General features: G+C 70.3%; 8 protein-coding genes and 1 riboswitch. Of the genes, 1 reads left to right on the forward strand and 7 read right to left on the reverse strand.

Going from position 1 to position 12236, the window contains the following annotated elements; genetic code table 11:
• Window positions 1-24 precede the first annotated feature (24 nt).
• A riboswitch (FMN riboswitch) is annotated at window positions 25-184 on the reverse strand.
• Window positions 185-234: 50 nt separating this feature from the next.
• The 4 genes from rpe to ACFU7D_RS11230 form a co-directional block, all read right to left on the reverse strand.
• Complete coding sequence (gene rpe, locus ACFU7D_RS11215) at window positions 235-903, reverse strand: ribulose-phosphate 3-epimerase (RefSeq protein WP_378866993.1); 669 nt, start codon at window positions 901-903, stop codon at window positions 235-237.
• A 28-nt stretch (window positions 904-931) separates the two neighbouring features.
• Window positions 932-1609 (reverse strand): HAD family hydrolase, encoded by a 678-nt coding sequence (locus ACFU7D_RS11220; RefSeq protein ID WP_378867017.1) that lies wholly within the window; start codon window positions 1607-1609, stop codon window positions 932-934.
• A 69-nt stretch (window positions 1610-1678) separates the two neighbouring features.
• The gene (locus ACFU7D_RS11225; RefSeq protein ID WP_378866996.1) at window positions 1679-3808 is read right to left on the reverse strand and encodes an alpha/beta fold hydrolase; all 2130 of its coding nucleotides are present in this window, start codon (window positions 3806-3808) and stop codon (window positions 1679-1681) included.
• A 74-nt stretch (window positions 3809-3882) separates the two neighbouring features.
• Complete coding sequence (locus ACFU7D_RS11230) at window positions 3883-4983, reverse strand: class I SAM-dependent methyltransferase (protein WP_378866999.1); 1101 nt, start codon at window positions 4981-4983, stop codon at window positions 3883-3885.
• Window positions 4984-5115: 132 nt separating this feature from the next.
• On the opposite strand from ACFU7D_RS11230, the gene ACFU7D_RS11235 reads away from it, so the two are divergent.
• Entirely contained in the window at window positions 5116-7830 is a 2715-nt protein-coding gene (locus tag ACFU7D_RS11235) for an ATP-binding protein (RefSeq protein WP_378867002.1), read from the forward strand.
• A 20-nt stretch (window positions 7831-7850) separates the two neighbouring features.
• Here ACFU7D_RS11235 and ACFU7D_RS11240 read toward each other — a convergent pair whose 3' ends face one another.
• From ACFU7D_RS11240 to ACFU7D_RS11250, 3 genes are all read right to left on the reverse strand, one after another.
• Window positions 7851-8969, reverse strand: a complete 1119-nt coding sequence (locus ACFU7D_RS11240) for a sterol desaturase family protein (RefSeq protein ID WP_378867005.1) — start codon at window positions 8967-8969, stop codon at window positions 7851-7853.
• A 64-nt stretch (window positions 8970-9033) separates the two neighbouring features.
• Window positions 9034-10539: an acyl-CoA synthetase gene (locus ACFU7D_RS11245; RefSeq protein ID WP_378867008.1), complete on the reverse strand. Its 1506-nt coding sequence runs from the start codon at window positions 10537-10539 to the stop codon at window positions 9034-9036.
• Window positions 10540-10548: 9 nt separating this feature from the next.
• On the reverse strand, window positions 10549-12099 hold the full coding sequence (locus ACFU7D_RS11250) for a long-chain-fatty-acid--CoA ligase (protein WP_378867011.1): 1551 nt from the start codon (window positions 12097-12099) through the stop codon (window positions 10549-10551).
• Window positions 12100-12236 lie beyond the last annotated feature (137 nt).

The following is a 12236-nucleotide window of genomic DNA, read 5'->3' on the forward strand; positions in this document are numbered from 1 at the left end:
TCAGGGTGGTCACGACGAATCGGGCTGCGTGCGTCTTCCCATCCGGACTTTAACCGTCGGTGCAGGAGTTTCACCTGCTCAACCGATGACTGGCTGTCATCGGGTCGCGGACTTCTAGGCCAAAGATCTACACAGTGGTCCAGTCACCGCCGGCTCGGAATTTCACCGACCCCAGAGCACGCGAGCACAAGCTCGTCTACGACAAGTGTGCCACACGAGTGGCACGACACCGGATCAGGCGTCGAAGGCTGAGACGGCCTTGTCCCGCAGCGCGTTGACCATCGCGTCCGGGTCGTCGGCCGAGTAGACGGCGGAGCCGGCGACGAAGACGTCGGCCCCGGCCTCGGCGCAGCGCTCGATGGTCTCCAGCGAGACGCCACCGTCGACCTGCAGCCAGGTCTCGACACCGTGCTTGTCCATCATCGACCGCGCCCGGCGGATCTTGGGCAGCACCAGATCGAGGAACTTCTGCCCGCCGAAACCGGGCTCGACGGTCATCAGCAGCACCATGTCGAGCTCGGCCAGCATGTCCTCGTACGGCTCGATCGGGGTCGCCGGCTTGAGCGCCATCGAGGCGCGGGCTCCCTTGGCGCGGATCTCGCGGGCCAACCGGACCGGGGCCTTGGTGGCCTCGACATGGAAGGTCACCGAGCCGCAGCCGGCCTCGACGTAGGCCGGCGCCTCGCGGTCGGCGTTCTCGATCATCAGGTGGGCGTCGAGCGGCGTGTCCGTCGACCGCGCGATCGCCTCGACCATCGTCGGCCCGAAGGTCAGGTTGGGCACGAAGTGGTTGTCCATCACGTCGACGTGGATCCAGTCGGCGCTGGGAATCCTGGCGACCTCGGCCCCGAGGGCGGCGAAGTCGGCGTTGAGGATGGACGGAGTGATCTGGATGTGGCCCACGGAAAGCACCCTAGATGACCCGGAGCGGTCAGAGGGCAGCCAGGTCGGCGGACGTCATCCCCTCGAGCGTGTCGCGGAAGACCCGGCGCTCGCCGGGGGCGACGGGGACGTGGTTCTCGATGACCAGGACGGTGCAGCCGGCGGCCTCGGCGGAGCGGGCGCCGGTGTTGGAGTCCTCGACGGCGACGGTGTCCTCGGCCGCTACGCCGAGGGCGGCGGCCGCGGTGAGATAGGGCTCGGGGTGAGGCTTGCCGTTGCGGACCATGTCGCCGGTGACGATCACCTTGAAGGTGCCCTCCGGCAGGTGCTTGAGGATGGGGCCGACGAAGCGGGCGTACGACATCGTCACGAGCGCGCAGGGCACCCCCTGCTCGACCAGGTCGGCGAGCAGGTCACGGGCCCCCGGCCGCCACGGGACCTCCTTCTCGACCCGCTCCACCACGCCGTCGAGGAGCATCTCGACGATCTCCTCGGGTTCGTGCGGAAGACCCATGCCCTCCTTGACCAGCCGCGCCGACTCGATCAGCGCGTTGCCGACCAGCTCCATCGCCTGCTCCTCGGACCACGTCGCCCCGAAGCGCTCGGCGATGGCGTACTCCGTCGCGATCCAATACGGCTCGGTGTCGACCAGGGTGCCATCCATGTCCAGCAGGACGGCGGCCGGGAAGTGCCTGGACGAGCTGCTTGGTGCCTGAGTGGTGTTCAGCGGAGCCTCCGGTGGAGCGAGATCGAGGAGCGATTGCTGGCTCAACCTTAGGGCGCTCGCGAGCCCCGGTCAGAGAAGGTCGGCGATCAGCGCGGCGGCACGATCGGCGCCGTCGGCCTCCACCGGCCGGCCGTGGCGCTCGCGGCCGATCTCGTCGGCGATCGCTCGCGCGAGCGTGTCGGGGGTGAGGCTGTCGTACTCGAGACAGCGGCCGGCGCCGTACTGCTCGAGCCGGTGTCGGACGTGGATGTTCTGCTCGAAGTGGTGGCGCAGCGGCACGTAGATGAACGGCGTGCCGGCGGCGGCCAGCTCCATCGTGGTGGTCAAACCACCCTGCACCACGGCCAGGTCGCAGGCGGCGAGGAGCCGGTAGAGGTCAGGGACGAAGCCGAGCACCTCGAAGCCGGGACGCGACCGTACGACGCCGGTGTCCAGGCGAGGGCCGGTCACGACGATCATCCGCAGGTTTTGCACAGCGGCGCGAGCGGCGTCGTAGGCGTCCTCCACCCGACGGAGCAGATCGCTGCCGACGCCCGATCCGCCCACGGTGGCGACACACACGAGCTCGTCGGGGTGCCAGCCGACCTCGGCACGAAGCCGTGCCCTGTCGGCGATGGAGCCGGGGTCGATGCCGGTGACGTAGCCGCTGAAGTCGTAGTGCTGGGCGGTCCACGACGAGATCTCGGGCAGGTCGTCGCCGAAGCGCCCGGGCACGACGTCCCTCGGGTTGCCGACGAAGATCGCTCGGTCACGAAGGCGCGGGTGGCGCTCGACGTGGTCGACCATCTCGGCGTTGTAGTCGGCGGTGACGATGCGGGTCCGGTCGTCGTCACCCGGCATGGGGAGGAAGCCGACGAAGTCGGTCAGCCACACGTAGCCGAAGCGCTTGAGCTCGGGGTTCTCATGGAGAAAGTGGTCGACGTCCCACGCCTCGTCGCCGATGACGAGGTCGTAGTGCTCCTCGCGGACGACGTCGTCGAAGACCATGAAGTTGTTGACGAGGATCTCGTCCATGCGACGGATCGCCTCGAAGACGTGCAGGTCGTGCTCACCGGACTCCTCCTCGATGTGGCGCGACTCGTTGGCGAGCCAGCCGCTGGCGGCGTGGACCCGCTCGCCGGCGGCCTCGAGCACCCGGGTCACCGGGTGCTGGGCGAGCCAGTCGACCTGGAGGTCCCCGTGATGTCCGCGGAGGGCCTGCGCGATCGCGAGGTCGCGGCGAGCGTGACCGAGACCGATCGGCGAGGAGAGGTAGAGGACCTTCTTCGGCCGGTGGGAGGCGCGCACCCAGGTGTGGCTCGCCGGCGGCCGGGGGTGGACCGCGTCGGCGAAGTCCTTGATCACGTGATTGATCTTGACGGGGTCGCGCCCCACGGGGCCGTGACCGCTGCCCTCGAGCAGCATCAGCGACCCTCCGGTGAGCTCGACGAGGCGCTCACTGATCGCCACCGGTCGGATCTGGTCGTCGGTCCCGTGGATCGCGAGGACCGGGCACCGCACGCGGCCGCAGATCTCCTCGACGGAGGCACACGTCACCCCGTCGCACCCGAGCCGTGCCGCGGTGGAGTCGGCGACGACCTGGGGCGTCGTCTCGTGCGCCCAGGCGATGCAGTCCTCGATCTGCTTGGTCGAGTGCGGCTCGGGGAACATCTTGGCGAAGAAGAACTCGAGGAAGTCGTCGTAGCCGCCCTCGAGCCAGTGGTTCCGGTTGTACTTGGCCCATCCGTCGGTCGTGTCGAGGCGAGCGTCCCAGACGAACGCGTCCCGCTCCTGGACGATCGGGAACCCGCAGGCCGCAGCGATCGCGATCAGGCCGGCCACCCGGTCCGGGTGGTCCGCGGCGAGATGCAGGCCCCACGTGACCCCGCACGAGAGCCCCACGACCACGGCGCGGTCGGTGCCGGTGGCGTCGAGGACAGCGAGCGCGTCCGCGGCGTACGCCTCGTTGGTGTACGCCGCAGCGCCCTCCGGCCGGTCGGACCGGCCATTGCCGCGGCCGTCGAAGGTCACGACCCGGAAGTGCCGCGCCAGGTAGCCGATCTGCGCCTTCCAGAATCGGGCATGGATGATCGTCCAGGTCGGCATCAGCAAGATGGTGCGGTCGCCGGCACCTTCCGTCGCTGCGCCGTAGACCTCGTAGTGGACCTTGATGCCGTCGGTCTCCACGTAGCCGTCGGCGTCGGGCTCGCGTGCCCTCATGGCCCCAGTGTCCCCCGGCCGGGCCTGGTCGCGCCGGACTTCGGCAAGGGGACGGATCGAGGCAGCCGTCTCGATCACGGCCGGACCTCGTAGACCCGGTTGAACGGGGTCTCGGAGACGCTCTCGAACCGGTTGAAGCCGGCCGCGATCGTCACGTCGCGGATCCGGGCCGGGCCGGCCTGGGTGCCCAGCGCCAGCCCGACGTCCTGGGCGAGGGAGCTCGGCGTGCAGAGCAGGGTGGAGAACCCGTAGTACGCGCGGCCGACGGGGCCGAAGTTGTCCTCGACACGGTCGCCCGCGATGGGCTCGACCACCATCCAGGTGCCGTCCTCGGCGAGGGTCTCCCGCACGTGCCGTGCCGCGCCGACCGGATCACCCATGTCGTGGAGGCAGTCGAACATGGTGACCAGGTCGTAGTCGCTGCCACCGAACACGGAGGCCGGGGCCACCTCGAACCTCACCCGGTCCGCCACCCCCGCGGCCGCGGCGCGCTCACGGGCGGTCGCGATCGACGCCTCGTGGTAGTCCCACCCGACGAAGCGGGAGCTGGGGAAGGCCTGCGCCATCAGGATCGTCGAGGCGCCGTGGCCGCAGCCCACGTCGGCCACCGTCGCTCCGCGCTGGAGCTTCTCCACGACGCCGTCGAGCGCGGGAAGCCACTCGGCGATCAGGTGGGCGTTGTAGCTCGGACGGAAGAACCGCTCGCAGCCGACGTGGACGTCGGCGTCGTGCTCGTGCCATCCGTAGCCGCCGCCGTTGCGCGCCGCCTCGAGGATGTGCGAGGTGTCGTGAACGGTGCCGAGCGCGATCTGGAACATCCCGGGCAGGAAGGCCGGGCTGTCCTCGACCGTCAGCGCCACCGCGTGCTCGGGCGGCAGCGCGTACCGGCCGGTGGCCGGGTCGTAGGTCACGTAGGAACCGGCAGCCTGGGCGTTCAGCCACTCCCGGGCGTACGCCTCGCCGGTGGCGGTCCGCCCGGCGAGCTCCGTCGGGGTGCTCGGCCCGTTGGCCGCGAGGTCGCGGTAGTAGCCGAGCTTGTCGCCCATCACGACCAGAGCGGCGTTGAGCGTCGCGCCGACCTCGTCCACCGCGCGGAAGACGAAGGCCATCAGCTTGTCCATGTCGATCTCGACCTCGTTCGTGCCCGGGGTCATGGCGTCATCAGTAGTAGTCATGACGGGAACGCTAGGAATGCTCGGGACGTCCTCGCGTCAGGTGCCCCACCTAGTCCTGGCCCGGGTCCCCAACACTGGGTGGACTCGTTCGAACAGCGGACCGGCACCGGCGCCGGCTCCTAGGCTCACCACGTGCTCATCGGACGGGAGACGGAGCAACGGATGGTGGACCGGCTCGTCGCCGGTGCCAGGATCGGGCGCGGTGGCGCGCTCGCGGTCACCGGCGAGCCCGGGGTCGGCAAGACGGCGCTGATCGACGACGCGCTCGACCGCCTGGAGGGTGTTCAGGTCCTGCGCGCGACCGGCACGGAGGCGGAGAAGGACCTCGCTTTCGCCGGGCTCCACCTGCTGCTGCGTCCGGCGCTCCACCTCCTCGACGCGCTGCCCGAGCCGCAGGAGGCAGCACTGAGCAGAGCACTCGCGCTCAAGGCAGGGACCGCCGGCGACCGGTTCGCCATCGGCGCCGCCACCCTCGCGCTGCTGTGTCGGTATGCCGAGCAGGCTCCGATCGCCGTGGTCGTCGACGATCTGCAGTGGCTCGATCGGCCATCGGCGGAGGCGCTTGCCTTCGCCGCCCGCCGGATCGACGCGGACCCGGCCGTCGTCCTGCTCGCCGGACGGTCCGGAGCGTGCGACGACCTCGTCGGCGGCCTCGACGTGCTCGAGCTGTCCGGTCTCGACGCGGCGGCGGCCGGCGACCTCGTGCGTGCCCTCGAGGTCACTCCACCCACCGACGAGCAGGTGGCCAGGCTGTTCGCCGCGACCGGCGGCAACCCGCTCGCCCTCCTCGAGCTCGCCCGCAACATCGAGCTCCTCGATGACCGTGCCCCGGGACTCCCGCCCGCACTGCCCGCCACTCTCACCGCCGCCTTCTCCCGGCGGCTGGCCGAGCTCGACCCGGACACCCGGACCGCCCTGCTCGCTGCCGTGGTCGCCAACGGCGACCTCCACCACACGGGCGAGGTCTGCAGACGGCTCGGCCTCGACGTCTCCGGCCTCGGTCCCGCCGAGCGGGCCGGGCTCGTCGTCGTGACGGGCAGCCGCGTCGACGTACGCCACCCGCTCGTGCGCGCGGCCGTCTACAGCGAGGCCGACGAGTCTCTGCGCCGGGTCGTCCATCTCGCCGTCGCCGACCTGCTGCCCGACGACGCCGAGCGGCGGGCGTGGCACCTGGCGGAGGCGACCTGGGGTCCCGATCCTGAAGTGGCCGGCCTGCTCGAGGCCGCCGCCGACAGCGCGAGCGCCCGTACGGCGTACACCGTCGCGAGCACCGCCTACGAGCGGTCGGCGCGGCTGAGCACGGACACCGACCGGTGGCACGTCATGCTGTGCGCGGCGGCAGAGGCGGCGTGGACCGGAGGGCTCCACGACCGCGCGGTCGCCCTCCTCGACGAGATCGAGACCCAGCCCGTCCCGGAGCGCACCCGCTCGCGCACACTGCGGATTCGCGCCCAGATCGCTGCCCGCAGCGGTTCGGTCGCCGACGCCGTCCACATCCTCGAGCGCGCGGCGCCCGACGCGCCCACACCCGACGACACCGTCTTCCTCCTTGCCGAGGCGCTGCACGCTGCCTTCTACCTGGCCGACGCGGCGGTGTCGACGCACCTCACCACCTCGCTGACAGGCGCGGTCGCAGCCGCGGAGTCGCCGCGCGCTCGCGCCATCGGGCTCGCCGCGACCGGGATGGCGAAGGTGCTCAGCGGCGAGGGCGGGTTGGCGGAGATCCAGGCGTCGGTTCCGCTGCTGGCCGCGCACGCCGACCCGGTCGAGCACCCCGAGGCGCTGCCGTGGCTGCTGACGACCCCGTTGTTTCTCCGCGACGCCGAGACCGGTGCCGAGCTGCGCCGGATCGTCGACGACGTGCGCTCTCGCATGGGCGTCGGCCTGCTGCCCAACGTGCTGTTCCACGTCGCCCGGGACCAGGCGACGTCCACCGCCTGGTCCCGGGCGGCAGCCAACTACGAGGAGTCGATCCGGCTCGCCCGGGAGACGGGCCAGGGTACGGACCTCGCCATGTCCCTCGCCGGACTGGCATGGCTCGAGTCCCGACAGGGTCGGGGCGACGCCTGTCGGGAGCATGCGACCGAGGCCGTCCGCCTGTGCACCCAACGGGGCATCCGGATGGGCGAGGCCTGGTGCCTCTACGCCGTCGGCGACCTCGAGCTCGCGGCGGGCGACCCCCGAGCCGCCACAGAGACGTTCCTCGACCTCTCGCGACGGCTCCAGGAATGGGGCATCGCCGACCCCGACCTCTCCCCCGGCGCCGAGCTGGTGGATGCCCTGCTCCGCCTCGGCCGCCCCGGCGAGGCGGAGGCCGAGGCGCGTCGGTACGCGGCCGCGGCTCGCACGAAGGGCCGACCCTGGTCGGTCGCGCGGGCGCACCGGGCGTTGGGGACCGTGGCGGACCATCGGTCCTTCGACGCGCACTTCGAAGCGGCCATCGAACGTCATGCGGAGACCCGTGACCTCTTCGAGGCCGCGCGGACCCACCTCGCGTACGGCGGTCGGCTCCGGCGGGCAGGGCGCCGGGTCGATGCCCGCGCACACCTGCGCAGGGGGCTCGAGTCCTTCGACGACCTCGGGGCCGAACCGTGGGCCCGGACCACCGCGGCCGAGCTGGAGGCGACAGGCGAGAAGGTGGCGCGACGGGAGGCGTCGGGAGCGGCGTCCCTGACACCGCAGGAGCTCCAGGTCTCGCTGCTCCTGGCCGAGGGCCGCACCACTCGTGAGACCGCGGCCGCGCTCTTCCTCAGCCCGAAGACCGTCGAGTATCACCTGCGGAAGGTCTACATGAAGCTCGACATCCACTCCCGCGCCGAGCTTGCCGAGCAGGTCCTCGGCTCATGAGGGTCTCTGCTGAATCCACGTCAGCGGACGTACTCGTCGAAGGTGCGCTGACCGAGGAACGGGGCGACGTGCTGGGCGAGGATGCCGACGGGGACGGTCTCGCGCTTGAGGACGCCGTACTCCTCGGGCCAGCTGCCGTCGCGGGGCAGCTTGAAGGAGCCCATCAGCATGTCGATCACCGGCAGGTGGATGGCGTAGTTGCGGTCCCAGTAGTCGAGGTGCCGGGCGTGGTGCCAGTGGTGGTAGCGAGGCAGCACGATCAGGTATTCGAGAACGCCGAACCGGATGCCCAGGTTGGCGTGCGCGACGACCGCCTGGATGCCGACGAGCACGGCGTACGCGTTGACGACCGAGGTCGAGAAGCCCAGGAACAGCAGCGGCAGCAGCACGATGCTGCGCGTCAGGACGGTCTCGACGAAGTGCACCCGGGAGCCGGCCAGCCAGTCGAGCTCGGGGCTGGAGTGGTGGACCGCGTGGAAGCGCCACAGCACCATGATCCGGTGGTAGCAGCGGTGCAGCACCGCCTGGGCGAGGTCGGCGAGGAAGACCGCGAGCAGGAAGGCTGCCACGAACGGCAGGTCCTGGATCCAGGCCTGCACGCCCGGCACCTTGACCGTCGAGACCACCAGCGAGGTCGAGGTGGTGACCAGGATCAGGATCAGCTGGACGAGTACGTGGCTCATGAAGAAGTAGCAGGCGTCGGTGCGCCAGCCGGGCCGGAAGACCGGCACCGGGCGGCGGGCGAAGGCGTGCTCGAGCGGGATGAAGACCAGCGCGGAGAAGAACAGCGCGAGTACGAACCAGTCCAGGCCGAGCGAGAACGGGGTGTCCTTCACCGGGCCGTCGAAGGGGACCTCGGTGCCGCCGAGGAGCACGGCCACGGTCGCGGTGCCGACGCCGACGAACGCCATCCGCTTGTGCTGGTCACGCAGCACCGCGATCGTGCCGGCGAAGAAGGCGGCCGCCAGGCCGACGAGCAGCAGCGTACGCGCGAAGTCCTCGGTGTAGATGGCACGGAACTCGCGGCTGGTGAGCAGCTCGGGGAAGTGGAAGCAGAGCACCGTCGCCAGGCTCAGGACGCCCAGGAAGCACGAGGTGGCGGGGGCGAGCAGGTGGTGGCGCAGCAGGGACGTGGACATGGCAGAAATTCTGGCCGCCGGTGCGCCGTCGCCGCCTGAGTCCACGTACTCAACTCTCGCCGAGTCATTCGAGCAGCCGGCGCTTGACCATCTTCCCCGTGGGAGTCCGCGGCAGCGAGTCACGGAAGTGGATCTCGCGCGGGACCTTGTAGTGGGCGATCCGGTCACGGGCGTACGCGGTCAGCTCCTCGGCGAGCTCGGGCCCGGGCTCCGTCCCCGGGGCCGGCTGCACGAAGGCGGCGACCCGCTCCCCCATCTCCTCGTCGGGGACCCCGATGACGGCGATGTCGGCGACGGCCGGATGGAGGCTGAAGAGATCCTCGATCTCCTGGGGGTAGATGTTCACGCCACCGCTGATGATGGTGAACGCCACCCGGTCGGTCAGGTAGAGGAAGCCGTCATCGTCGAGATAACCGACATCGCCGACCGACGTCCACGAAGCGTGCTCGGGGTGCTTGGCGGCGGCGGTCTTCGCGGTGTCACCGAGGTAGGCGAAGCTGCGGTCGTTGCGCTCGAAGTAGATCGCGCCGACCTCGCCGGGTCCGACCTCACCTCCGTCCTCGCCGACGATGTGCGGGACGCCGATGATCGGGCGGCCGACGGAGCCGGGGTGCTCCAGCCAGGTCTCCGAGTCGATCGCGGTCGCGCCCATGCCCTCGGTCGAGGCGTAGTACTCCTCGATGATCGGCCCGAACCACTCGATCATCCGGCGCTTGACCTCGACGGGGCACGGTGCCGCCGCGTGGACGACGCACCGCAGCGAGGCGATGTCGTAGGAGAGGCGTACGTCCTCGGGCAGCTTGAGCATCCGCACGAACATCGTCGGCACCATCTGGGTGTGGGTGACGCCGTAACGCTCGATCGTGGCCAGCGCCTGCTCGGCGTCGAAGCGCTCCATCATCACCAGCGTGCCGCCATAGGCGTGCACCACACCGCCGAACCGCATCGGCGCCGCGTGGTAGACCGGCGCCGGGGAGAGGTAGACCGAGGAGTCGTCGAAGGCGTACGTGGTCCCGAAGACGAGCGGGTAGACGTAACCCGGCTCGCCGACGGTGATCTCCGGCAGCGGTGACCTGATCCCCTTCGGGCGCCCGGTGGTGCCCGAGGAGTAGAGCAGATCGTCGCCGTGGGACTCCTCGAGCGACCCGACACCGGCGGCCGCCAGCGCCGCCTCGTAGGAGGCATGGCCGGTGACCTCGCCGCCGTAGGCCAGGCGGTGGGCCACCTCGACCTTCAGGCTCGCGACCGCGGGGACGTCCGCCGAGACCACCAGCGCCTTGGCGTCGCAGTCGGTCACGATGTAGGCGACCTCGTCGGCGGAGAGGTGGCTGTTGACCGCGGTGACGTAGAGCCCTGAGCGAAGCGCCGCCCAGTAGACCTCGTACGCCTCGGGCCGGTTGTCGCTCAGCAGCGCGACCACGTCACCGCGCCGCAGCCCCGCGGCGTGCAGGTGTCGCGCCAGCCGGAGGCTGCGGTCCTCCAGCTCCTGATAGGTGAGCACCCGCCCGGAGCCCGCCATCACAATGGCGGGCTTCTCGGGTGTGCGTGCGGCCCAGACCCCGGGGAACACGGTCCGCCCTCAGTCCTGGGTCCGCAGCTCGGTCTTGCGCACCTTGCCGCCGGCGTTGCGCGGCAGCACCTCGAGGACGACGAGGTCCTTCGGGAGCTTGAACCGGGCCAGCCGCGTGGTCAGGAACTCGTTGAGCCCCTCCAGGTCGAGGCTCTCGCCCGGCTTGAGCGCCACATGAGCCACCGGCACCTCGCCCCACTTCTCGTCGGGACGGCCGACGACGGCCGCCTCGATCACCGACGGGTGGGCGTGGATGGCGTTCTCGACCTCGGCGCTGTAGATGTTCTCGCCGCCGCTGATGATCATGTCCTTGGCCCGGTCCACGACCCAGACGAAGCCCTCCTCGTCCTGGCGGACCAGGTCGCCGGAGTGGAACCAGCCACCGACGTACGCCTTCTCGGTGGCCTCGATGTTGTTCCAGTAGCCCTGGGTGACCGAAGGGCCGCGGTAGACGATCTCGCCGACCTCCCCGACGGGCACGTCGTTCATCTCGCCGTCGACGATCCGGTACTGGATGGTCGGGATCGGGCGTCCGACCGAGCCGAGCTTGCGCAACGACTCCTCGCCGCGCAGCACGCAGGTGATGGGCGAGGTCTCGGTCTGGCCGAACACCGCGACGTTCAGCGCGGAGGGGAACGTGTCGGCCATCGCCTTCAGCAGGGTCTCGGAGGCCGGGGCGGCACCCCAGGAGATGATCCTCAGCTTGAGATCGCGCTCCTTGATGCCCGGCAGCGCGCAGATGACCTGCCACTGCTGGGGCACGTTGAAGACGACGGTGGCGCCCTCACGCTCCCAGGCGTCGACGACCTCGCCCGCGTCGAAGGCGCCGAGCGGATGGATCACGCTGGGGATGCCGAGCAGGAAGTTGGCAGCCAGCGAGCCCAGGCCGGCGATGTGGAAGAACGGCGCGGTCATGAACGCGATGTCGGACTCGTCACCGAGGTCGTTGCACCGGATGCAGGTCAGCGCCTGCATCTGCATGTTGTGATGCGTCAACATCGCGCCCTTGGGCTTCCCGGTGGTGCCCGAGGTGTACATGATCAGCGCGACCGAGTCCTCGGAGATGTCGCCGAGCTCGATCGGCTCGCTCGCCTCGACCAGGCTCTCGTACGTCTCCATCCCCTCGGCCTCACCGATGACGATCCTCGTCTTCAGCGCGGGCGCGAGGCCGGCGGTGGCCGCCGCGAGCGGCGCGAGGAGCTGCTCGGTCACGATCACGGTCGCGCCGCTGTCCTCGACCAGGCCGGCGATCTCCGGCGGAGCCAGTCGGGCGTTGACCGGCACCGCGATCGCACCGAGGCTGTTGATCCCGAAGACCGCCTCGACGAACTCCGGCCGGTTGAGGGTCAGCAGGATCACCCGGTCGCCCTGCTGGACGCCGCGCTCGCGCAGCGCGCCGGCGAAGCGCAGCGAGCGCTCGTGGAGCTGCTTCCAGGTGGTGCCCACCCCGAGAAACCGCAGGGCCGTCGCATCGGGCCGCATCACCGCATGCCCGGCGGTCTGGCTCATCCAGTGGCTGCGGAACGTCCAGGCCGGAGCCTGCGTCACTCGGTCGCTCATCGATCTCCCTCTCCCAGTCGGAACCTTGATGTGGGTTCCGTCACAGCATTTTTTAATACAGATTCATATTCGAGCGCAAGGGTCATCTCGAACAAGGAGCCCACGCCGAGTCGGCCCGTCCTGACCACAAAGACAGC

Source organism: Nocardioides sp. NPDC057577, assembly GCF_042801335.1.
Lineage (GTDB): Bacteria > Actinomycetota > Actinomycetes > Propionibacteriales > Nocardioidaceae > Nocardioides.